The organism is Lactobacillus gallinarum DSM 10532 = JCM 2011 (genome assembly GCF_001434975.1).
GTDB lineage: Bacteria > Bacillota > Bacilli > Lactobacillales > Lactobacillaceae > Lactobacillus > Lactobacillus gallinarum.
Genome location: NZ_AZEL01000079.1, coordinates 1 through 23,278 on the forward strand (window position 1 = coordinate 1; position 23,278 = coordinate 23,278).

General features: G+C 37.9%; 25 protein-coding genes. 7 read left to right on the forward strand and 18 right to left on the reverse strand.

Annotated elements, in window-relative coordinates; genetic code table 11:
- Positions 1-1,127 (reverse strand): RNA-guided endonuclease TnpB family protein (locus FC37_RS09270; protein ID WP_056945628.1); only part of this gene is annotated, 1,127 nt, incomplete at its 3' end.
- A gap of 185 nt (positions 1,128-1,312) precedes the next feature.
- Positions 1,313-1,858: a guanylate kinase gene (locus FC37_RS09275; protein ID WP_025006465.1), complete on the reverse strand. Its 546-nt coding sequence runs from the start codon at positions 1,856-1,858 to the stop codon at positions 1,313-1,315.
- 94 nt (positions 1,859-1,952) lie between these two features.
- Here FC37_RS09275 and FC37_RS09280 point away from each other — a divergent pair, with 94 nt between their 5' ends.
- Together FC37_RS09280 and FC37_RS09285 are read left to right on the forward strand one after the other, a co-directional pair.
- On the forward strand, positions 1,953-2,252 hold the full coding sequence (locus tag FC37_RS09280) for a DUF2187 family protein (protein WP_025006464.1): 300 nt from the start codon (positions 1,953-1,955) through the stop codon (positions 2,250-2,252).
- 91 nt (positions 2,253-2,343) lie between these two features.
- Complete coding sequence (locus FC37_RS09285; RefSeq protein ID WP_056945629.1) at positions 2,344-3,870, forward strand: O-antigen ligase family protein; 1,527 nt, start codon at positions 2,344-2,346, stop codon at positions 3,868-3,870.
- 40 nt (positions 3,871-3,910) lie between these two features.
- On the opposite strand, the gene FC37_RS09290 is transcribed toward FC37_RS09285, so the two are convergent.
- Entirely contained in the window at positions 3,911-4,534 is a 624-nt protein-coding gene (locus FC37_RS09290) for an LVIS_2131 family protein (protein ID WP_025006463.1), read from the reverse strand.
- A 125-nt stretch (positions 4,535-4,659) separates the two neighbouring features.
- Here FC37_RS09290 and nrdI point away from each other — a divergent pair, with 125 nt between their 5' ends.
- Both nrdI and FC37_RS09300 read left to right on the forward strand, forming a co-directional pair.
- Positions 4,660-5,106 (forward strand): class Ib ribonucleoside-diphosphate reductase assembly flavoprotein NrdI, encoded by a 447-nt coding sequence (nrdI, locus tag FC37_RS09295; RefSeq protein ID WP_025006462.1) that lies wholly within the window; start codon positions 4,660-4,662, stop codon positions 5,104-5,106.
- Positions 5,107-5,108: 2 nt separating this feature from the next.
- The gene (locus FC37_RS09300) at positions 5,109-6,041 is read left to right on the forward strand and encodes a ribonucleotide-diphosphate reductase subunit beta (RefSeq protein WP_056945630.1); all 933 of its coding nucleotides are present in this window, start codon (positions 5,109-5,111) and stop codon (positions 6,039-6,041) included.
- Positions 6,042-6,184: 143 nt separating this feature from the next.
- Here the strand turns inward: FC37_RS09300 and FC37_RS09305 are convergent, their stop codons facing one another.
- Positions 6,185-6,370 (reverse strand): hypothetical protein, encoded by a 186-nt coding sequence (locus FC37_RS09305; protein ID WP_056945631.1) that lies wholly within the window; start codon positions 6,368-6,370, stop codon positions 6,185-6,187.
- Positions 6,371-6,640: 270 nt separating this feature from the next.
- Positions 6,641-7,177, reverse strand: a complete 537-nt coding sequence (locus FC37_RS09310) for a hypothetical protein (RefSeq protein WP_025006492.1) — start codon at positions 7,175-7,177, stop codon at positions 6,641-6,643.
- 104 nt (positions 7,178-7,281) lie between these two features.
- Here FC37_RS09310 and FC37_RS09315 point away from each other — a divergent pair, with 104 nt between their 5' ends.
- Positions 7,282-7,995 carry a C39 family peptidase gene (locus FC37_RS09315; protein WP_025006491.1) on the forward strand — a complete coding sequence of 238 codons (714 nt, stop codon included), beginning with the start codon at positions 7,282-7,284 and terminating at the stop codon, positions 7,993-7,995.
- Between the two features lie 205 nt (positions 7,996-8,200).
- Here FC37_RS09315 and FC37_RS09320 read toward each other — a convergent pair whose 3' ends face one another.
- Genes FC37_RS09320 through FC37_RS09335 form a run of 4 tightly spaced genes read right to left on the reverse strand, consistent with a single transcriptional unit; the run spans position 8,201 to position 11,397 of the window.
- Positions 8,201-8,686, reverse strand: a complete 486-nt coding sequence (locus FC37_RS09320; RefSeq protein WP_056945632.1) for a threonine/serine exporter family protein — start codon at positions 8,684-8,686, stop codon at positions 8,201-8,203.
- A gap of 2 nt (positions 8,687-8,688) precedes the next feature.
- Positions 8,689-9,459 (reverse strand): threonine/serine exporter family protein, encoded by a 771-nt coding sequence (locus FC37_RS09325; RefSeq protein WP_025005870.1) that lies wholly within the window; start codon positions 9,457-9,459, stop codon positions 8,689-8,691.
- Positions 9,460-9,469: 10 nt separating this feature from the next.
- The gene (locus tag FC37_RS09330; protein WP_025005871.1) at positions 9,470-11,011 is read right to left on the reverse strand and encodes an ABC-F family ATP-binding cassette domain-containing protein; all 1,542 of its coding nucleotides are present in this window, start codon (positions 11,009-11,011) and stop codon (positions 9,470-9,472) included.
- 8 nt (positions 11,012-11,019) lie between these two features.
- Complete coding sequence (locus tag FC37_RS09335; RefSeq protein ID WP_014919445.1) at positions 11,020-11,397, reverse strand: hypothetical protein; 378 nt, start codon at positions 11,395-11,397, stop codon at positions 11,020-11,022.
- A gap of 133 nt (positions 11,398-11,530) precedes the next feature.
- Between FC37_RS09335 and FC37_RS09340 the strand changes: the two genes are divergently transcribed.
- Complete coding sequence (locus FC37_RS09340; protein WP_025005872.1) at positions 11,531-12,088, forward strand: GNAT family N-acetyltransferase; 558 nt, start codon at positions 11,531-11,533, stop codon at positions 12,086-12,088.
- Here FC37_RS09340 and FC37_RS09345 read toward each other — a convergent pair.
- Both FC37_RS09345 and FC37_RS09350 read right to left on the reverse strand, forming a co-directional pair.
- Positions 12,085-12,774: a DUF554 domain-containing protein gene (locus tag FC37_RS09345; RefSeq protein WP_025005873.1), complete on the reverse strand. Its 690-nt coding sequence runs from the start codon at positions 12,772-12,774 to the stop codon at positions 12,085-12,087. The two genes, FC37_RS09340 and FC37_RS09345, sit on opposite strands and share 4 nt — an antisense overlap.
- A 68-nt stretch (positions 12,775-12,842) precedes the next feature.
- Positions 12,843-14,087, reverse strand: coding sequence for an LCP family glycopolymer transferase (locus tag FC37_RS09350; RefSeq protein WP_025005874.1), 1,245 nt, complete (start codon positions 14,085-14,087; stop codon positions 12,843-12,845).
- A gap of 161 nt (positions 14,088-14,248) precedes the next feature.
- Between FC37_RS09350 and pepF the strand changes: the two genes are divergently transcribed.
- Positions 14,249-16,045, forward strand: coding sequence for an oligoendopeptidase F (pepF, locus tag FC37_RS09355; RefSeq protein WP_025005875.1), 1,797 nt, complete (start codon positions 14,249-14,251; stop codon positions 16,043-16,045).
- 61 nt (positions 16,046-16,106) lie between these two features.
- On the opposite strand, the gene FC37_RS09360 is transcribed toward pepF, so the two are convergent.
- From FC37_RS09360 to FC37_RS09390, 7 genes are all read right to left on the reverse strand, one after another.
- Positions 16,107-16,379 (reverse strand): bacteriocin immunity protein, encoded by a 273-nt coding sequence (locus FC37_RS09360; protein WP_025005876.1) that lies wholly within the window; start codon positions 16,377-16,379, stop codon positions 16,107-16,109.
- On the reverse strand, positions 16,380-17,894 hold the full coding sequence (locus tag FC37_RS09365; protein ID WP_025005877.1) for an L-lactate permease: 1,515 nt from the start codon (positions 17,892-17,894) through the stop codon (positions 16,380-16,382).
- 259 nt (positions 17,895-18,153) lie between these two features.
- Positions 18,154-18,948: a metal ABC transporter permease gene (locus FC37_RS09370; protein ID WP_025005878.1), complete on the reverse strand. Its 795-nt coding sequence runs from the start codon at positions 18,946-18,948 to the stop codon at positions 18,154-18,156.
- Positions 18,948-19,595 carry a metal ABC transporter ATP-binding protein gene (locus tag FC37_RS09375; RefSeq protein WP_025005879.1) on the reverse strand — a complete coding sequence of 216 codons (648 nt, stop codon included), beginning with the start codon at positions 19,593-19,595 and terminating at the stop codon, positions 18,948-18,950. The genes FC37_RS09370 and FC37_RS09375 overlap by 1 nt, the downstream gene beginning before the upstream one ends.
- 31 nt (positions 19,596-19,626) lie before the next feature.
- Positions 19,627-20,544, reverse strand: coding sequence for a metal ABC transporter solute-binding protein, Zn/Mn family (locus tag FC37_RS09380; protein ID WP_035434377.1), 918 nt, complete (start codon positions 20,542-20,544; stop codon positions 19,627-19,629).
- A 253-nt stretch (positions 20,545-20,797) separates the two neighbouring features.
- A complete protein-coding gene (locus FC37_RS09385) occupies positions 20,798-21,070 on the reverse strand; it encodes an ArsR/SmtB family transcription factor (RefSeq protein WP_003630183.1) in 273 nt (90 codons plus the stop codon).
- Between the two features lie 202 nt (positions 21,071-21,272).
- On the reverse strand, positions 21,273-23,267 hold the full coding sequence (locus FC37_RS09390; RefSeq protein WP_056945633.1) for a PTS fructose transporter subunit IIABC: 1,995 nt from the start codon (positions 23,265-23,267) through the stop codon (positions 21,273-21,275).
- Positions 23,268-23,278: the final 11 nt, after the last annotated feature.

Genomic DNA, 23,278 nt, shown 5'->3' on the forward strand with positions numbered 1-23,278 from the left:
ATTGTTAGAAATTCTTTGCCATATAGATCTGCCTTATAAGCCAGCATGTTCAGGAAGCTGCGCCAACCAACATCTGAAATGGCTTGAGACAAGGCATGATTCTTTAACAGATTTCTGCTTCTTAGTTCCTCGGCAACTACTAAATCGTGGTTTTTGATTAGTGCAGTTGAGAGTACTTGTAAGAAGTCATTACGCTGTCTTCTGATCTTGTCGTGCAGTTTAGCTACAACTAAACGCTGCTTTTGATAGTTTTTTGCTAGCCGCAAATTGCGTCCTTCTTTTTTAGCCCGGCGCTGTCTGCGAGACAAGACGCGTTGGGCATGGGCAAGCTTCTTTTTGGTTTTGCAATAAAATCGTGGATTAGCAACCATTGCCCCGTTAGATGCTGTTAAGAAATTATCAAGGTTAAGGTCAATGCCAATTTGACTTTGCTTCTTAGGCAAGGCTTTAACAAAGGCAATATCGCTGCCTAATTGCATTGATAAGTAGAATTGCTCGTCAGCGGTCTTTTTAATCGTGACTGTGCCAATTCTAGTTGGGATATGATTAAGCAAACGCTCTTTGATTAGCCTTCTAAAACCAGCAATGCGGACGATACCCAGTTTAGGCAGTTTAATATGTTTAGCATCAATAAATCTAGCTGTCCCGTTATCAAGAAAAGCTTCTTTTTGCTTAGGATATTGACAGTTGGTCTGATATGACCAGTCGCTGCGTTTTTTATGGAAAGTTGGGATTCCATGACCAATCTTGCGATAGTTGCTCCAAGCTTTCTGGTAGTTCTGAATAGCGTTGGCAATAGCGAGGCTATCAATTTCTTTAACGCGTAAAAAGCTATAAGTATCGCGGATATTCCTTGGCTTAGCCAATAACTCGTTATTGGCGACTACTTTTTCTGCCAGTTGGGCTTCATAGCTATTAAGAGTAGAAAAGGCAAAAGGCATTGCTTGATATTGTCTAACAGCTAAATAGTGCTTAGCATGATAATTGCTTCGATTGCGTCCTACATAAGAGTTGTAGACAAAGCGTTGCGCATCATAGTTCAACTTAATGATTTTCTTTTGCTTAGAACTAGGATAAAAGCGAAGCTTAACGCCAAAATGATAGGCTAAGCTGCTCATTCTCTTCATGATTTCACCTCCTTCTGTAGATTAGATATTTATATTTTACAGGGAAGTCGAACGTATGTCTCTATTTTTAGAATAAAAAAAGCTGACTGCTAGGTCAGCTTGGCCCTATCCATCCCCGCATTAAAATACGGGGATTTTCGGGTGTTTTTCATTAAAAAAATCTTGTAAAATTAAGGGCTTTCAAATCACTTTTCAAGCCTTGCTGTGATTGAATCTAGCTTACTCTTGGTTTCTGATAGATTATCATTAACTAATATGTGTGCGTAATCTTTCAAGTCTTCCGGCAACAGATTTAATTCACTGCCGCTGAGTCGTTCTTTGATCTTTTCGGGATCATCTCCTCGCTTTAAAAGCCGCTCTTTTAATTCTTCTTCAGTCGAAGTTGTGACATAAAGAAAATAAACTTTATTGCCTAATTGTTTCAAATAAGTATAAACACCTTTAATATCGACAATTAAAGAAACGAGATCGCTCTTTTTCCAAGCAAGGTTTAAGGCTTCACGACTTGACCCATATTGATAAGAGCCATATCTGACGTGCTCAAAAAAGTGCAATGTCTTGAAGCTTTCATCCGTTTCAAAATGATAGGAGACATTCTGCTTTTCCCCTGGTCTCATTGGACGCGTCGTGTGTGTCAAAACACGTGGTATGCCATATTTTTCATTTAAATAATCAGAAATCGTTGTCTTTCCGGCGCCGCTCGGGCCCGCGATCAAAATTATTTTCTTCAAAAGAAAGTCCCCCACTTGAAAATGTTGCTCATCTATATTAACATTCCAATGTTACAAAAGACCAAGATTTTTTATCAAGAGAGGAGATAACTCCATGAAAAAAGCAGATGTAAAAGTTGGCGCAATCGTTGGTGCCAAGTCAGAAGAAGAACTTAAGAAGCCATTCCAAGGTAAGGTAGAAAAAATTTATGAAAATTCTGCTCTCTTAGCTATCACTTCATACGATCCAGTTGATGCCACTGCAATTAGTGACTTGAACAACAAGATTGTGGTCAACTTCAAAAACTTAAAGGCTGCTCGTGCCGCTAAAAATAGTAAGATTGCTTCAACTAACGAAGTTAAAGTTGAAAAGATTGCTAAAACTAAAAAGGCTAACAAAGACAGCAAAAAGTAAACAAAATTCAAAAAGATCCTGGGTAATATTTACGCAGGATCTTTTTTTGCCTAAAATTAATACAATATCGATCTATTTAGGGAGATTTTTTATGAAAGAGAAAACTCGAACCGTTTTATTCTGGTTCATCCTTATTCAGCCGTTTTTGGACCTTTATTGGTTTTATCATGGCAAATTGGCTGACGTCTTGCCGTTTACTTTGCCTACAATCATTAGAATTTTGGCTGTTTTTGTTATCTTTTGCATGTTCTTTAGTCAAAAACAGAATTGGCAAAAATTGGGTAAAAACAAATGGCTACTGTTTTATTTAGCCTTGCTAGTAATTTACTCGGCTCTACACTTGTTACACGTGAAACATTTTAATAGTATTAATCCAAATGATTACAACTATTCGACTGTCAGTGAAATCTTCTATCTCATTAGAATGCTTTTGCCGCTGATGGTGATTTTCTTTACTACCGCGTTAGATTTCACTCGCGATCAATTCAGACATGTAATTGAAGGAATCAGCGGACTATTTTCATTCACCATCGTGATCAGCAACCTTTTCGTGATTTCACTTAGAAGTTACGAAACCGGCCCGATCAGTGCCAATATTTTTGAATGGTTCTTCAATCCTAACATCGGCTATTCTCACATGGCTTCTAAAGGCTTCTTCAACTTTGCCAACATGGTCTCGGCCGTACTATTCATGCTAGTGCCCCTGATGCTCTACTTCATGTTCAGTCATTTTAATTGGAAAACCGTTACTTTAAATGTCGTGCAGGCCCTCGCAATGATCGAACTTGGAACTAAAGTCGCGCTAATCGGCTTAATTGGTGGCATTATCATCGGTATTTTGCTCTACTTTTTCCATTTGTTCATTGTCAAAGATGTCATCAAGAACGGCAAGGCAATTTTAGTAGCGCTGATAATCGAAATTAGTGCGATGGCGATTATCCCCTTCGGTCCAGCAATCCAGCGTTACAATTATGAAAAGTTTTTAGCGCAACAATCTGATAACAGCTTAACTGTTGCTAAGAAAGAATTAGCCGCTGGTCTTAAAAAATATCCAAGCGGCGAAAAACGGAAGCAATTTTTAATCGAATTTATCGAAGAGCATTATCAAGATTATGCCCTAAACAAAAAGTTTGTCACTAAGAGCTACCCTTACAAATATGATCCAGAATTTTGGCTTAAGATCATGAACGAGCCGGGAACTGCGCGTATGCAAAACCGTCACGTTGAAAAGGCTATGCTAGATCAAGTAGTTAAGACTAACAATAATAAGTTGGACAAGTTCTTAGGTATCTCATATACCCGTGAGACCAACATTTTTAACCTAGAGCGAGACTTCACCAGTCAGATCTATTCATTAGGTTGGATCGGGATGTTGCTATTTGTTGGCCCGTACGTAGCAATCATGCTGTACGCTTTTGTTAAATGGCTAATGAATAGAAGAAAACGCACCTACCTGATTAGTTCCATGCTGCTTTCAATCGCTTTTATGCTGTTTGCGGCATTTTCATCAGGCAACGTCATGGACTTTTTAACCGCCAGCTTCATCTTAGCCTTCGTTGAAGGTGGATTATTAGCTGAAATTAAAGCCAAACACCTTATTGCGCTTGACTTTACGTAGAAAAAATCCTCATTCGTCTTTGAATGGGGATTTTCTTTGCTTATTTTCCTTGCTTGATGAAGCTTTGATCTGGCACCCGGATCAAGTAATAACGCGTTGCCAAATGCCCTGCGTGCATTCCAATACCGTTTTGCCAATTCTTCTTATATGTCGCCGTATAAATGGCTACATAAGCACGTTGATATTTCTTATCCATTTTCTTAAGCGTCTTTTTAACGTATGGAATCTTTTCTGCATTAACATCTAATGCCGTATCACCATACGCAATCGATGCATAATCACTAGACGACGTGATTTTGCTTCCTGCCTTATAAAAAGTATATGACTGAGAACCGTATCTCTTCTTAGCTGAATCGATCGTGACATAGCTTGAATTGCCAACCCCTGTCTTCATTATCAGCGGTTCATATTTAACGCTTGAAGTAATTCGACTTGCATCTTCCAAATCTGGATTATCCATAAATGTTTGATTAAACATCCAGCCAGCTGCTACAAATAAAATGACCACCTCAACTATATTCAAGATAAAGTTAGGCCAGCTAAAGTGCTTATGCTGTTTAATAATCATCTTAATTCGTCTACGACGAATATTTTGGATAATAAATACTAAATACAGTATGATGGCAACCCAGATTAAGATACCAATAATATTCCAGCTAAACATGACGATTCCTCCTTGCTCTACATTATAGGGGAATTTTTTCAAAATTTGAATAGCTTAACTATTGAATACTTGGGATTTAGGTGAGAAGATAGGCATTGAGTACATTAGATTTATTAGGGAAAAATATGGTAGCAATAGCATTTTATTCAATAACTGGGCAAACTAAACGTTTTATTGATAAAACGCAATTAGAAGCCCATCAGATCAGCGATGCTAAACCCAAATTTGATATGGGTCAAAAGTACATTTTGATCGTTCCTGCATACCAGGATTTCATGATGGATTCAGTCGTTAACTTTTTAACGTATAAAGACAATAAAAAGAATATTATCGGAATTATCGGTTGTGGTAATCGTAACTTCAACGACCTTTTTGCTCAAACCGCGAAGAAGATCGCAGCTACGCTAAAAGTGCCGATTCTTTATTTATTGGAATTTAGTGGCACAAGTGAAGATGTCAAAAACGTTCGCAAGATTGTTCATGATCTTTCTACTGGTGAAAGCACCAAGAAAATCCGAAAACCTAAAGAATTACGTGGAAATATTAGCTTTTTAAGTGATTTTAGAGATTGAGTATGACTGAGAAATATTACGAAGCAATTAACTGGAACGACATGGAGGATCGTGTCGACAAATCCGCTTGGGCGAGACTAAACGATATTATTTGGGAACCTCGCAACGTTCCGGTTAGAGAAGATAAAAAAGAATTTATAAAATTAGATAAGCCAATCCAAGAAGCTTTGCTTCATGCTTTTGGAGCATTGTCTTTCTCGTCTGGCTTACAAATGCGTAACGGTATTGAACAGATTAAGGCGGACGCAATTACGCCTGAAGAATCTGCCGTTTTAAACGCGTTGCAATATTTGGAATCAATTGCCAATAAGGGTTACAGTTATGTTTTGCATGAGTTATCTGATGACAAGACTGTCGAAGAAACTTTGAATTGGGCAAACAATAATCCTTATTTGCAAAATAAGATCCATATTTTAAATAAAATCTATCAAAGTGGGGATGCCTTGCAGAAAAAAGCAGCTGATGTAATTTTGGAAACTGCTCTTTATCACTCTGGCTTCTTCGCCCCACTCTACTTGTTCGGTGACGGCAAGATGGTTAGAACTGCTGAAATTGTTAAGTTAGCCTTACGTGGTACTTCATTCAGCGGTATCTATCCTGGATATAAGTTCCGCTTAGGCTATAGCAAGCTTGGCAAGAATGAACTAGATAGATTAAAGGAATGGATCGACAACTTATACGATGAGTTAGTAGCTAACGAAGAAAAGCACATTCATTTAATGTATAAAGGCACTGGTTGGGAAGAAGATGCCAAACATTACTTCTACTACAGCGTCAATAAAGCTTATCTTAACTTAGGCTTTTCAGATAAGTATCCTGATACAGCTAATACTATTAACGCGACAATCGAAAAAGGTGTAATTAAGAGTGCCGTATTTGAAGACTTCTTCTACACCAATGACCATTCGCTTAATAAATTTAAAGAAATCAAATAATATTAACCTTGATGTACTAAAAATCGAATCAAATTGATTCGGTCTTTTCTTTTGGCAAAAAAAGATCAATCACCTGCAAATATGCAAAATGATTGATCTAAAGTCTATCTATATAAATACGCATTCATTATGTTTAGAATTATTTATTGTTTTGAAACGAAAATCTTGTCACCCTTTTTGATTGATGGGTTAGTAGGAGCAACTTCTGAAACACCTAACTTTGGAGCAGTGAAGCTAGCAGCTTCACTAACTGAAGCACCGACACCCATCATACTAATTGAAGCAACTACAACTGAAACAACTTTAACAATTTTCTTTGAGTCTAACATAATGAATACCTCTATTTTCTAAATCACTTTAACTTGTTGGAACTTTTCGTTTCCTCATTCCTTACATCTTTGTTATATAACATACATTATATAATGCAAGGGCAAAATAAAACTTTTTTAAAAAGAAAATAGATAGCGCGAAAGCTTGCTATAATAACATTTGTGCCAAGTTTTGACTGGAAAAAGAGCAAAAATAAAAAACAAAAATTTTTGTTATCATTACAAAAAAGACCCGAATCACTTAGATTCGAGTCTAAAAACCTTATAAAACTACTTTTTCTTTTTAATTTCTTTTTTAGCAGTTTTGCTCTTCTTTGTTTCCTTCTTAGCAGTCTTCTTTTCTGGCGCTTCATATTCACGCACAACTGTCAGCTTTTCAATGATTGCTTCTACTAGTTGATCTACCACCTTATCAGCATCTTTTTCAACTTCTTCTTCAGTTGCCAATTGATCAATTCTAAAATGCGAAACATTAACATAATCAGACCGCGTTTCAAAATAAACATTAAGCGGATATTCTTGCCCTTCCTCAAAAAAATTGACAATCTTCTTATAATTGCTGTAAGGCAAGTTGATGATATTAGTCTCTAAAGCAAATGTAACCGGACGCTGACCTGTCACTGCCAGCTGAGTTTGCACTAATGAATCATGCTTGAACGCAGCAGCGACTTCCTTAATCATCTTCTCTGCATAAGGCTTGATCTTGCTCTTAGATTTGCTAATATCGCCATATTTTACTGTTTCAAGATCTTGAATGTAATCTTGATTTTCAATTTTATTATTTAAATCTTCTAAATTAATCTTCAAAATAAACTTTCCTTTTTGTTAATTCTACTCACTAACATACTACAAAAAATTTTTTTGTCATCACTTTTTAGAATTCATAATAAGATTTTGCTAGAATAGTACTCATGAAAAATAAAAAAATTAATTTAAAGTACTTATTTTTAATTATTCCAATTGGATTAATATTAGTGCTTAGTCTAACTTACCTTGCAAACAAAAATCAAATTGATGACGAAATTAATTGGATGATGATGAAAGAGAAACAAAAGCTCAATGTTCCTCTAGAAAATCAGCTCCCCGACCTGCCTAACGGCTGCGAGGTTACTAGTTTATCCATGCTTATGAACTATTATGGCATCAAAGTTACTAAAAATGAACTAGCACAGAACATTCAACACGTCGATTCTTTTACCGACAATGGCCGTTATCGCGGTAATCCTAATCAGGGCTTTGTCGGTCATATGACTGTAGCAAATGCCGGCTGGTGCGTTTATAATGGTCCGCTTTATAACGTTGCACGTAAATACACCAACCACATCGTTAATGCTTCCGGCAGTAATTTCCTGAAAGTATTAAAACTAGTTTCCGATGGTCATCCCGTTTTAATTATTACTACTACAACCTTTAGCCGCGTCAACAATATGCAAACGTGGGAAACTAACTCAGGTAAGGTGAACGTTACACCATCATCACATGCTTGTGTAATTACAGGTTATAACAAGAAAAAGAAGGTTGTCTACCTTAACAATCCTTATGGATTTAAAAATCAAGCTGTAAACTGGCATAAATTAGAACAGAGTTACGATCAACAAGGTCGACAAGCGCTTTACATTAGTTAAACAAAACAAAAAGGACAAGCTTTATGGAAAGCTTGTCCTTTTTCAACTCAAGGCACATGCAAAAGCACATGTGGGCATTTAAACTGTTCACATCAGTATGTCCACCATCAGCACTTCCCGTGCTTGCCACTTAAGGCGGATGTCCTCTATCTCATAAATATACGCATCTCGCGTTCATTAATCGACTCGTCAACTAGGCATTGTACTATCTTTTACGTTTCATGTACAGCATTATCTTCTTAAAATGGCGATATTTTATTCTATAGAATGCTTCAATGCACATCGTAGATAACAAGAAACCTAACCCAATTGCGGCAGTAACAATTGCCACTCGCAAAATCAGCTCTTGTCCTTGTGTATAATTGCCTGCTACAAGTGCACGAACGGCCTGATAAGCTGGCATCCCCGGCACCAGCGGTACCAATGCAGGAATATTAAAGATCGTTGCAGGACATTTTTTTCTCCTAGCAAAAAATAATCCCAAAATTCCGATTAAAAATGCACTAATCAGATTAGAAACCATTCTGCCCATACCTAAGCGAAAGCAAAACCAATAAGCCATCCAGCCTACTGCTCCACTAATTCCAGATGAATTAAGCGCACGATGTGGGACATTAATAGTTAACGCAAATCCTACAGAAGCAATATAAGAAAAAGCAACATTAATTACTATCTCTAACCAAAAAGGCATCGTTATACCCCCATGAATTTCAAGATCATTCCGACTCCACCACCTAAAGCAAGTGCGGTTAAGACGGCTTCACACATTCTTACAATTCCAGATAGCAAATCACCCATAAATAGATCTCGCAATGCATTGGTTAAGGCAAGCCCTGGAACCAAAGTCATTAGCGCTCCAATCAAAATATTATCCACGATCATCTGTGAATCTAACCAATTCAAGCCTACTGCTAAAAGTCCCATCACCATCGCCGCAATTAATTCTGATAAAAAGCGAACTTTAGTGTACTTTTTAAATTCACAATATGCCCAAAAACCGACACCACCCACTAAAGCAGCTCCTGGAAAGTCGACCCAATCATAATTATCCATAAACAGAACCATCAAAGTCGCACTCAGAATTGCTGCACCAACTACTTGCAACCACATAGGGAAAGAAGGAGCATTAGCTACTTGGACTATCTTTTCCTTCAATTGTTGTAAATCAATTTGCTTAGCTGCAAATTGTCGCGATAATGCATTAACACGATCCACTAACTCCAGATTAATATTACGATCTCGCACTTGCTTCATTTGAGATAAGTTACCCCCATTTAAGCTCATAAATACACAAGTAGGAGTAGCAAAAACACGCGGATCTTCTGCACCCGCGTTCCGAGCAATTCTAAGCATCGTGTCTTCAACCCGATACATTTCACTACCGCCTTCAATCATTAAGCGTCCAGCGGTTAAACAAATATCCAATATTTCCTGATAAAATTTAGTATCGTGCTTATCGGACATAGTTTTATCCTCAATTCATTGTTTCAATATCTATAGTCTTATCTACCCAATCGCCATGGAAGAAATCTCGTTCGTGACTAACAATAATTACTCCACCTGGGAAATTGACGATGGCTTTTCTCAAGGCATCTTTCGTATCGTTGTCCAAGTGGTTAGTTGGTTCATCAAGGAAAAGCAAGTTAGCTGGTTCAAATTGCATCTTAGCTAATTTTACTTTTTCCTGTTCCCCACCAGACAATTCTTTCAATGGACTCATCGCTTGTTGCGCAGTCAAACCCATACGAGCAAGTGCCTGTCTTAATTCCTTAGGCTTCTTGCGTTCAAATTCTTCCTGCAAATATTGTAGCGGCGTCATATTATTATTTGGCCAAGCTAAATCCTGCTTGAAGTAAGCTAATTTTGCCGTTACTGATAATTCATACGAGCCATAAATTGGCTTGAGTTGTCCTAATAACGTCTTAAGCAAGGTAGTCTTACCAATTCCGTTAAAACCAGTGATTGCGACCTTTTCGTTGCCACCAACGGAGAAATTAAAGGCAGACTTAACTAACGCATGATCATAACCAATTACTAAATCTTGTGTTTGTAAAAGCAAGTTAGAAGCCGTAGCAACATATGGAAATTCAAACTTAGCCCGACGGTTGTTTTTAGGTGGGGTTAAAATATCCATTCTTGCCAGTTGCTTTTCACGTGACTTCGCACTCTTGGCACGAGTACCAGCCTTGTTCTTACGAATATATGCTTCGGTCTTAGCAATCTTGCGTTGCTGGTTAGCATATGCCTTAAGGTAAGTTTCACGGTTAGCCGCTTTTTGCCGCAGCGCTTGCTTCAACGTACCGGTATAACGCGTAATCGTACCAAAATCAATATCAATAATACAATTGGTAATTCTACCTAAAAAATCATAGTCGTGACTAACTACGATAAAGGCGCCAGAGAAGTTGTTCAGATAATCAACTAGCCAATCAATATGTGATACGTCCAGGTAGTTGGTTGGTTCGTCTAGCACCAAAACATCAGGGCTTTGCAAAAGAAGCTTAGCCAAAATAATTTTGGAACGTTGACCACCTGATAATTTGGAAACATCGTGGTCATAGCCGAGGTCCGCTAAACCCAACCCAGCTGCAACTTGTTCAATTTCGGTATCAACATCATAAAAATTGTTCTCTTCTAGGTAGGTCTGAATCTTACCTGCTTTTTCTAGCAATTGATTATCACTATTTTCAGCATACTTGGTATATAACTCATTTAATTCTTGTTCTTTTTTAAACAGCTCATCAAAAGCAGTCCGCAAAAAGCCGCGAATGGTTACCCCTGGTGCAAGCTTAGCGTACTGGTCCAAATATCCTACATCGATCTTATTTTGCCATTTAACTTGACCGTCATCTGGAATAATCTCACCTGTCAAAATCTTAATTAGCGTAGATTTACCTACCCCATTTTGACCGGTAACCCCCATGTGATCTTCCTTATTTAATACAAAGTTGGCATCTTCGTACAAAGTCTTATCAATAAAGCTTTGACTTAGGTCTTTAACAGTTAATAAACTCATTTTTCCCTCTAACTATTATTTGTAGATTCTTGTTCTTTTTCATACTTTTGCAGCGCATCAAGTACACGTGGCCAGTAGCGTTTAGGCAAAATCAACTGCAAGCGATCGTGATAAATTGGAAAATCGCTCGGTTTCATCCCCGTAATATTAGCCACTTCTTGATCTGTTAACTTATATTTATAAACGATGCGCTTAATTTCAACTGAAGCATGCCCTCTAAAATAAGACAAGCCAAAAAAGAAAATTGCAAAAATACCTGCCAGTATAATCGCCAATTGCAGATTTAATCTAAAAGTGTGCAGGCAAATAAAAAATACGGCAATAAAAGCAATTATTGCGGAAATTATGCCATAAATGACTGGAAATATTGATTCTTTTTTTTGCATAATTTTCTCCCTTCAACACAAAAGCAGTAACTTTTACGAACTTAGCAAAATTTAGCTAACTTTGCAATGACTTTTAATTATGAATTAAGTATACTTGCAATAACTCAATTTGTATTTAGAAAGAAACGGTAAAATGAATAAAAATATCCACTACTATTTTTCATTAATCCACTTCCAAATCGATGATTTAGATATTCACTTAGTATTGCCGCAAACTTGGCAAGCAATTGATCTTTATCATGCAATCGCCCATGATCGAGAAAGCCTAGGTAAGTGGCTGCCCTGGGCCTACAATATGAAATCTTCAGCTGATGAAGCTAAATTTATCAAAACCATTCAAGCTAACATGGTTCAAGAGCGCATGATTGTATTGACTATTCTCGTTAACGGCGAACCTTGTGGCATGATTGATTTGCATAATTTAATTACCAACCAAAAAGGCGAAATCGGCTATTGGTTGTCTAGCAAATATCAAGGCCGAGGCATTATGACTAAAAGCGTACGTGAAGTGTGCAAATATGCCTTCAGTGAGTTAAATCTTAAATACGTTGACTTAATTGTTGCAGTTGCAAATGGTAAAAGCACCCGCGTTGCGCAAAATGCAGATTTTAAACTAATGGGAATTAAAGACAACTTGATTCATAACCATAGTATGGCTGGCAAAATTTTCAGAAAAATTAATTCAAATTAAAATAGGCCCGTTACATCTTTAATAATAAAAAAGATAACTGGTACTAGCAGTGCAGGCAAAAAATTCAATGTCTTTACATCACGAATTTTTAATAAAGCTAGACCTGAACAGGCAATTAAGAAACCACCAACAATGGAAATTTCTGTTACAAGTGGACCGGTAAAAAAGCTGGCTGATAAAAACTTGGCGACGAGATAAATACTGCCTTGCCAGCAAAATAGAACTGGAGCAACAACCAGCATCCCCCAGCCGAAGCTTGCACCAAAGACCATCGACGTTACAAAGTCCAACGTAGAATTAGTGAACAGCATGGTGTTATCGCCCTTTACAGCTGCAATAACGGGACCAACAATGGAAAGTGCCCCAATACAGCAAAGCAAAATTTCAGTTGCGAGACCCTTGCCTAAATTGGATTTACCAGTTTTAGCAACTAAGCGATCAAAATGTCCAGAAATATCAAGAGCGGTTCCACATACGCCGCCTAAAGCTAGGCTGACAATGAATAAAACGGGATACTGGCTCTTCGGCATGTTGTTGGTCACGTTTTCCCAGCCAATGCCTAGAGCAGCTAAGCCCATTGCGATAAATAAAACGTCTTCGTAACGCTTGTTAATCCCCTTTTTTAATAAACAGCCAATGGACGTTCCTACTAATAACGCTAATGTGTTCACGATTGTCCCAATCATCTTTCTCACCTCTCAGTTTATTTTACATCAGCAAAAAACAGCATCCCAGATCGGGATGCTGTTAATTTTTACCATTGAAACTTCCAGCCACCACTACTTGATGATGAACTAGAACTGCTGCTATTTGACGATGATGAAGCATTTGGATTCTTACCATAACCAGAATTAGAATCACCAGCAGGCTTATCTGAATTTTGATCATAGATTCGATAATTAGTAAATGCTTGCGGATCGTCCCACTTGATATGACTATTTTGGTCATTCAATTCGTTTTGTCGTGTCTCTTCATTATCTAATGTTTCAGTTTCTAAACCTAAATTCTTCCGAATTCTATTAGAAACCTTCTGCAATTCTTCAGTTGAAGCAACTTGAATTGAAGAACCATCAATCCAGGCATCATGACCTTGAATGTAGCCACTCTTCAAATTCTTAGCACAACCACGATAATTCAAAGTAAGACTAAGCATATCGTTAAAGGTCAAATTAGTTTTCACGTACTTGTTAAAAATATCAATTAACTTACGATAATTGCTCAGCGTATTAACAGACATAGCCTTATGCATAATCGCCTCAATTACTTGGCGTTGACGAAGTTGACGACCATAGTCCCCACGTGGGTCTTCTTTTCTCATACGGACATAAGCCACAGCGTGACGACCATTCAAGTGTTGCTTTCCTTTATGGAAATCACACCAATCATATGAAAAGTCAAACGGCACATTAACGTCTACGCCACCTACTGCATTAACTAAGCTGCGCAATGCCTTCATATTCACTTCTAGATAATAATCAATTGGTACATTTAACATGCTTGAAACAGTCTTCATGCTGGATTGACTACCACCAATTTCATAGGCAGAGTTTACCCTGAACATGAAATATTCGTCTCCCGGATCTCCCTTAATATCAGCTAAGGTATCACGCGGAATTGAGGTCATCGTTGCAGTATTTTTTTGCGGATTAGCTGTAGCTAAAATCATGGTATCTGAATTACCACGATCATGTCGTCCTTCAATACCTTGATCCACACCTAACACTAGGATAGAAATAGGTTGTCTATTAGCAATCTTAGCTGAAGCCGGTACATCGCTATCCCCCTTACCATCAACTGCACTATGAATGGTGAAATACATGTGCGCAGCCCATGCTACTCCAAAGCAAACAACCACTAATGCGACTACGCCAATAAAGCGTGCAAACATATTACCACTTTTTAATGCAGAACTGTCTGCAGCAAAAGCACGATTGCGGTGGAGATTAAGTGAGGAATGTCTTGTTCGGTATTCTTCTCTTCGTTTTGGATTTTGGTCCATTCTTTGTATCTTTTCCCTTCAAAATTAATACATGTTAATTTGTATCACTTTTAATCGCTAGATAAAATAAAATTACTTATAATTAATAATAACTTATTTTTTGTGTTTCATTGTACATCGAATTATGATGTATACAAAATGTAATTAATGGAGGAAAATTTATGGCGATTCCAACAAGAAGCGAAGTCCCAGAAAATATGAAGTGGGATTTAACCCGAATCTTTAAAACAGACCAAGACTGGGAAAATGCCTACGACAAGGCAAAAGACGAAGTAGCTAAGCTAAGTGAATTAAAGGGCAGTTTGGCTAAATCAGGCAAAGGCTTATATGAAGGCTTAACCAAGATTTTAGCAGTTAAGCGTGATGTGGAAAATATTTACGTTTATGCCACTATGTCTAGCGACGTTGATACTTCTAACTCACATTATTTAGGCTATGTTAGTCGCGTGCAAAGCTTGTCCAATCAATTTGAAGCAGCAACCAGCTTTATTAATCCTGAGATTTTAAGCATCCCTGCCGCAAAGTTTGAACAATTTAAGAAGGATGAACCAAGATTAGCTGATTATGCCCACTATTTGGAAATGATTACTAATAAGCGCCCTCATACCTTGCCAGCAGAAGAAGAAAAAATTATCGCCGATGCTGGGGATGCCATGAGCGTGTCCGAGAACACCTTTAACGTCTTAACCAACTCTGACATGGAATATGGCTACGTGCAAGACGAAGACGGCAACATGGAACAATTATCCGATGGTCTTTATTCATTATTGATTCAGTCCCAAAACCGTGACGTGCGCAAAGGCGCCTTCGATACGCTTTATGCAAGCTATGGTCAATTCCAGAACTCACTTGCATCTACTCTATCTGGTGTTGTGAAAAAGCATAACTACAACGCTCGTATGCACAAGTATGACTCAGCTCGAGAAGCCGCATTAGCTGATAACGGCGTGCCTGTTGAAGTCTACGACACATTAATCAAAGAGGTTGATTCACACCTTGATTTGCTCCACCGTTATGTCGCATTACGTAAAAAGATTTTAGGTCTTAAAGACTTACAAATGTGGGACATGTACGTGCCGCTAACTGGTAAGCCTGCTTTGTCTTATAACTTTGAAGAGGCAAAAAAGGTTGCTAAAGAAGCCTTGAAGCCACTTGGTGAAGACTACTTGAAGCACGTTGATTATATTTTTAATAACCGTGTGATCGACCCTGTTGAATCTAAGGGTAAAGTTACTGGTGCTTACTCTGGTGGTGCTTATGACACCGATCCATATGAGCTTTTGAACTGGGAAGACAATATCGATTCACTTTATACCTTAGTTCACGAAACTGGACACTCAGTTCACTCTTGGTACACCCGCCATAGTCAACCTTACATCTATGGTGATTACCCAATCTTCGTAGCTGAAATTGCTTCAACTACTAACGAAAATATTTTGACCGAGTATTTCCTGGACCATATTACTGATCCTAAGACACGCGCATTCATCTTGAATTACTACCTTGATTCATTCAAGGGTACTTTGTTCCGTCAAACTCAATTTGCGGTATTTGAACAATTTATCCATGAAGCAGATGCTAAGGGCGAACCATTGACTGCTGATATTTTAGATGATGTGTATGGTCAAATTAACCAGCACTACTACGGCGATAGCGTTGAACCAGGTGGCGATATTGCGCTTGAATGGTCACGGATTCCGCACTTCTACTACAACTTCTACGTTTACCAATATGCGACTGGTTTTGCGGCTGCGACAGCTTTGGCTAATAAGGTTGTGCATGGCAGTCAGGCTGACAGGGATGCATACCTGGGCTACCTTAAGTCAGGTTCTAGCGACTATCCTACTGAGATTATGAAGCGTGCCGGCGTTGACATGACCAAACCTGATTATTTGGAAGATGCTTTCAAGACTTTTGAAAAGAGATTGAACGAATTCGAGATCTTGATTGGGAAGTAAAAAATATTTATATCGAAAAAGCTGACAATTCATTTTTACGTGAATTATCAGCTTTTTTATTTTAAACGGAGCCTGTTAAACCAGCTTCAGTACATTTATTTGGATTTTCATCTAGCATAATTTTTAACTTAGTTAACGTTGACGGTAATTTGAAATCATGCGTCAACGAATAATTATCAATCTCTTGATTTAATTTAAAAACGACCTTATTTAGATCAATATCTTGTTCTATTTCAATCAAAGCATGATCAATTATTGTCATTGCTTCAGGATCACCAGTATTATCTGGCTGTGTTTGCATGCTAAGCAAAATAGATTTTATTCTTTGATTCATTTAAATCATCCCTGCAACTAAACCAACTACATACAAGAAGATACAACAAATCACAAGATACAAACTGCCCCACTTGACAGTCTCCTTCAAGATCTCGCCTTCGTCACCTTCACGGTTGATCGCACCGGTTGCTACCGCAATATTCTGTGGGGACAGCATCCCTGCCGTTGCACCCGTCATGTTCGATGCCACAACCCAGTACTTGCTTACACCTAGGTCCGCTGCTGCTGACAGTTGCAAGTTACCAAAGAGCACGTTAGCTGAAGTGGCAGAACCAGTTAAGAATGTTCCTAATGCCCCAATAAGTGGTGCAAATAATGGATAAGCTGGCCCTAATAAGCTAACTAAGGCCACTGCTAATGCATCGGTCATTCCTGCATAGACCATTACTTTGGCTAATCCTACAATTGCACAAACCGTAATTGTTGTCTTCCAGACGCTCTTAATTACTTGTCCTAAAATTTGCATCATTTTCTTAAAACTAACGCCCTGAATTGCCCCACCGATTAAAGTAGCAACAAAAAGCAACGTACCTGGAGACGACAACCAGCTAATTGACAAGGTATTCGGATTTTTCCCCGTATAAACAACCAAATTAGTTGTCACCTTATTAAGTAAATTATTAACTGCTGGCACCAATGATGATGCAAAAATGACGAAGATGAAGACTAAGATAAATGGTGAACATGCCTTAAGCATTTCATTTGTACTTGGACGCTCCACATCAGATTCTTCCTCATCTTCATGCCATCTAGTAAACAAAACCGTAATAGCGATTGAGCAAAGAGAACCTACAATTGCAGGTAATTCTGCACCGACAAATTTGGCAGCTATTACCTGGGGAATAGCCATTCCTAGTCCTGACATCAAGGTAATTAAGCCAACGCCTTTTACAGCTTTAATACTGCCTTCTGTCAAAATCACCAGGATAAATGGTACTAACACTACCAATACAAATAATTGCAAAGTTACAATGAAAGATAAATTTTCTTGCTTCAAGTTAGTTACTTCAGCCAATGTTAAAATCGGCAAACCAATTGCACCAAAAGCTGTTGCTGTTGTGTTGGCAATCAAACTAATTACTGATGCTCTAATTGGATCTAACCCAAAAGCAATCAAAATACCTGCCGCGATTGCTACTGCTGTACCAAAACCTGCAATTGATTCAAGAAAGCCACCAAAGCCCCAAGCGATAATTAGCACGATAATACGCTTATCAGTTGAAATTGTGGCCAGCATATTCTGAATGGTTTTCATTCTGCCCGACTCAGTAGTCACATTGTATGCGAATAACGCCATCACGATCACGAACATGATTGGCCAAATACCCATGATGATCCCTTCTAAGGCTCCCGTCATGGTATCTAAAACAGGTAATTTAAAGCTAAAAATTGCAAGCACAATTGTTAATACCAATCCAATTACACAAGCTCGTGCAGCTGGCATGCGCATCACACCAAGTGAAATAATCAACCAAATGATTGGCAACAACGCAATCGCAAACTTAATCCACATCTAACCCATCCTTTATCGTAAAATATCTTATAATATATTTAATCATTAAATAAGTCAAAAGTTAAAACCAAATACTCAAATTTTATTAATTATTACAAATTCTAAAATTTTTGCTTGCAACTTTGCTCAACAAACTATATAACAATTAATGGAAAGTAAAATTTCTCACATCATTTGAGAACTACTCCTCGGAATGGAGTAGTTCTTTTTCTTTTTCAAATAAAAAACAGGTTGAATTTCTCAACCTGCTTTATTTCTATTAACGATGTTTAACTACATGGAGGCCATAAGCAACCAGATAAATTACTACTTCGATTGTAGCAATAAAGAATGTGACAGGCCAATTAGTGATAAAACCTAAGTATAGACCTGCCCAAACACCGATTAAGGCAAAGAAAACCGACCATGCAATCATCGCTGGAATTGTTCGACCAATATAACGGGCCGTTGAAGATGGCAATGTTAGCAAAATAAATACTAACAATGAACCAACAATTTGTGCACCGATAGCAACTGACATAGCTAAAGAAATTAAGAAAACAATTCCTACTAAGCCAGTATGCACACCGTGCGCAATCGCACCTATATGGTCAAATGAATCAAAGTTCAAGTTCCTTTGAACCAGCAAAATCATCAGCAAAACGATAACTGATAAAACAACCAATTGGATTACGCCTTGCTTGTCTACACCGATAATACTACCGAACAAAATATTCGTCGCATAACGGCTGTTAGACCCTGAAATAGCTAGGAACAAGACACCCAATCCAATAAACAGTGCAGAAATCGCACTAATTGAAGATTCCTTTTGATCACTATGCAAAGACAATTCACCAACGCCAATCGAACCTAATAACGTGAAGAGTAGCATCCCCCATAACGGCGCAATACCGATAAACACGGCAAAGGCTGCCCCCGCAAAGCCAATTTCTGACAAAGTATGAGCTAAAAAGGCATAGCTGCGTGCTACAACATAAACTCCGACGACCCCACAGGTAATCGCAATAAATGTACTTGCTAAGAAGGCATAACGCATAAATTCATATTGAAACATTATTCGAAATCCTCCTTAAACTCACTCATCTTTCCTTGTCTGATTGAACCCTTGTTAAGGTACAAGTAATCAGTCATATATTTTTTAGCTAACGGAATATCATGAGTAACGAACAAAACCGTAATTTTGTGTTCTTGATTAAGGTGCTTGATTAGCCCCATTAATTCTTCCTTAGCCGCCGGATCAAGACTCGCTGTTGCTTCATCCAAGATAATCATATTAGGACTATCCAGCAGCGCCTGAGCTAAATATGCACGCTGTTTTTGACCTCCTGAAGCTTCACCCATTCGAGTATCCTTAATCGAATCTAAGTGAGTTTCAATCAATTGATGATCAATTTGATCCTTCACCTTTTTTGTTTTAAAAAGTGGTGCATTTAAACCTATAAATGCACGAATTGAAAGTGGATATTCTGAATCAATATTTCTAAATTGTGGCACATAGCCTAATTTAACATCTGATGAGAAATTATAACTACCATCAGTTGGCGTAAGCATCCCCATCAAAATCTTAATTAATGTTGTCTTTCCCGTTCCGTTTGGTCCCAAGAGAGCAGTCATTGATCCTTTTTCAAGATGAAAGTTAATATCCTGAAAAACGGTCTTTGTATCAAATCTCATTGAAAGATCATTCACATCTAAAATCAATTTAGCATCCCCTTTACTTGCTAAATTCTATCTATTTTTTGCTAATATTAGCTAAATTTTGGTAATTTTCTCTCATCCAATCCAAGTAAGTTATATGATTTGGAATTGTTTCGCGAACGTTAAGTACTGGCACACCGTTTTCCTTAGCAAGCTTAACAAAAGTCTTAACAGTTGAACTACTTGCTTGAGTGTTATTAACAAAGAATGCGATCTTCTTATCCTTAATTTCATTAGTCATCTTGTTGATGGTCTTAGGACTTGGATCAGTACCATTTTCAATTGCTTCTTCAAATTCCTTGTCGCCAATCTTGTAATCAGCTTCTTCTAAACCGTAATCAAAAACAGGTTCACTAACGAAAACAGGCTTATTGTTCTTCTTATCAGTTGACTTGGCAATTTGCTTGATCTTAGCAACTTTAGCTAAGTACTTGTCACCATTTTCCTTAAAGTAAGCTGCATGTTTTTTGTCTAACTTAGACAGACGCTTAACTAAGTAGTTAACATACTTGGTTGGCATATCTAAATCATACCAGATATGAGGGTTGTCGCCCTTCTTGAGTCCCATTAAGTCTTCGCCCACCAAGACTGGTTTCTTGCTTACTGAACTAGCTAACTTGTTCATCCAAGTGTCATAACCCAAGCCATTAGCTACGATAATGTCAGCCTTAGTCAATTCCTTGGCATCTGCAGTTGTTGGTTCAAAATCGTGTGGGTCAGTTGCACTGTTTTTAATAATGGCTTGAACACTGCCGTACTTACCTACAACATTCTTAGCAATATCTGCATAAACATTAGTTGTAGTCACAATTGAAACCTTGTCAGAGTTAGTTTTTGCACCTTTTTTATTTGAGCATGCGGAAGCTAAGAGCATAATCATGCCCATTAATCCCATGATAAAAAGTGACTTAGTAATTCTAGATTTTATTTTTCTCAATATAATTTCCTCCATACAAAAAAAGCATTTAAATCAGAAAGTTCAGCAATTCTTTTCTGACTTAAAGTTAGAATAAGCTAGTTTGATAATCGTGTCAATATTTTTAAGCGTATACAAATAGCACCAGTGCCTCTTAGACCTGATGCTATCAATAAAAACTTATAAATTATAAGAAATGTTTAAAATATAAAACTTGCTGAATTTTATTTAAATGCTTTTGTTCTAGAATTACATCATTATATAAACATATTTTTATATGCTTGTCAAACTATTCTTTGACGTGCTGACGTAAAACATCCAAGATTTTAATAATATGATTATCAGCTAAACTATAGTACTTTTCCTGCTTAACCCGTTCACTTTTAACCAACTTAGCTTCTTCTAAAATTCTAAGATGACGTGAAATAGCCGGTTGACTCACATCGAATTGCTTAACCAAATTATTTACACTACTTTTTTGATGATCATTTAAATAATAAAGAATCTGAATACGAATTGGATGATTGAGAGCCCTGGTGATCCGGATAATTTGATCGTTCAACTTTTTCACCTACTTACTAGTTTTAGCTTAATATATCCCTTAATTTTTCTCACAAAAAAACGCTACCCGAAGGTAGCGCAAAACATAACAGAGTATCTTGACTCAAGTAGAGATCATCAAGATACTTATATTATAATACGTTTTTTACATAATGGAGCATTTTTAATTAATAACTTAAATTATTTTACTCCAGTACATATTTTTATTCGTCAGGATCGTCCTTAACGTTCTTCTTCCAGAAACTCATGATCAAACCGGCTACGATAGAACCGATAATAGTTGCCAAGAAGTAGAACAAAATGTGACTTGGTCCACCAATGTTACCAGCAAGTGGTGATACCCAAAGACCACCGTGAGGAGCTGGAACACCAACGTGCCATAAACCAACTAACGCACCACCAACAGCTGAACCGATAATACATGAAGGAATTACACGACCTGGATCAGCAGCTGCAAATGGAATAGCACCTTCAGTAATGAATGAGAATCCTAATACCCAGTTTGAAACACCTGCACGACGTTCTTCCAAAGTATATCTATTCTTGAAGAAAGTAGTACCGATAGCAGTAGCAAATGGTGGAACCATACCACCAACCATAACAGCAGCCATTAAGATAGCAGCAGTAGTTGAGTGTGGGTCGTTAGCAAAAGCACCTGAAGCAAATACGTAAGCAGCCTTGTTGAAAGGACCACCCATATCGATTGACATCATACCTGCCAAGATAGTAGTAAGAAGTACCAAGTTACCAGTACCCATACCATTCAAGAAGTGGGTAATAGCAAAGTTAATACCACTGAAGATTGGGTTAATGATGTAGAACATAATAGCTGCGATTAACAGCAAACCTAAGATTGGGTAGAACAGCATTGGCTTCATACCTTCAACTGAGTGAGGTAATTTAGCAAATAGCTTCTTTAAACCAACCATTAAGTAACCAGCGATGAAACCGGCAGCAATACCACCTAAGAATCCAGCTGGTGAAGTTGCGTGTGATTGAACGTTAACTTGGAATTGACCGTTAACGATCGCAGCCATGTAACCACCAACGAAACCTGGCATAAGAGCTGGCAAGTCACCGATTGATTCAGCAATGTAAGCAGCAAGAACTGGAACCATGAAAGCAAAGGCCAAGTTACCAGCGTTGTTCAAGAAGATAAATGCAGGAGACTTAGCACCACCACCGTAGTTTTCTACGATGAAGGAGATAGCCATCAAGATACCACCACCAATAACGAATGGAAGCATGTGGCTGATACCGTTCATTAAGTTCTTGTAAATACCTGCCCATAAGCCTGGCTTTTCAGTGCTTGATGATTCTTCTGACTTGTCAGATGCACTTGCGTGGTAAACATCTGCCTTGTCATCCATAATGTCATCAATCAATTCACCTGGCTTGTTGATACCATCAACAACTGGACGGTTAACTAAGTGCTTACCGTCAAAACGTGGCATATCAACTTTCTTATCAGAAGCGATAATAACACCTTTAGCACGCTTAATTTCATCAGGGGTTAACTTATCCTTAACACCTTCTGAACCGTTAGTTTCGATTCTAACTTCGATACCGCGCTTCTTACCTTCCTTGATCAAGGCTTCTTGAGCCATGTAAGTATGGGCAATACCGTTGATACATGCAGTAACACCAACGATCAAAGGCTTGTTATCATCTGAACTACCTTGAGCTTTAGCAGCTTCCTTAGCCTTTTTAGCTTCGGCAGCCTTCTTGTCTTCTTCGTCCTTCTTAGTTTCAGCCTTTTCGAAAAGATCGATAACTTCTTCTGGAGTCTTAGCAGCCTTAAGTTTTTCAACCAATTCTGGATCAATTAATAAACCAGAAAGCTTAGCTAAAGCTTGAAGGTGAGTATTGTCAGCACCAGCTGGTGCAGTAATCATGAAGAATAAGTGAACTGGTTGACCATCAAGTGAGTTGTAGTCAATACCTTCTTTACTCTTAGCGAACAACACACGAGCCTTGTTAATTAACTTGTTACGTGCGTGAGGCATCGCAATTCCGCCACCAATACCGGTAGTAGATTCATTTTCACGGTCCCAGATGGACTTGATAAATGCATCTTCGTCGTTAACGATATCGGTTGCAACTTCAAGGTCAGCCATTTCTTTAATGGCATCTTCTTTGTTTTTAGCCTTGAGTTCCATAATCATGGACTCAGGACTTAATATGTCCTTAATTCTCATATATCTTTCCC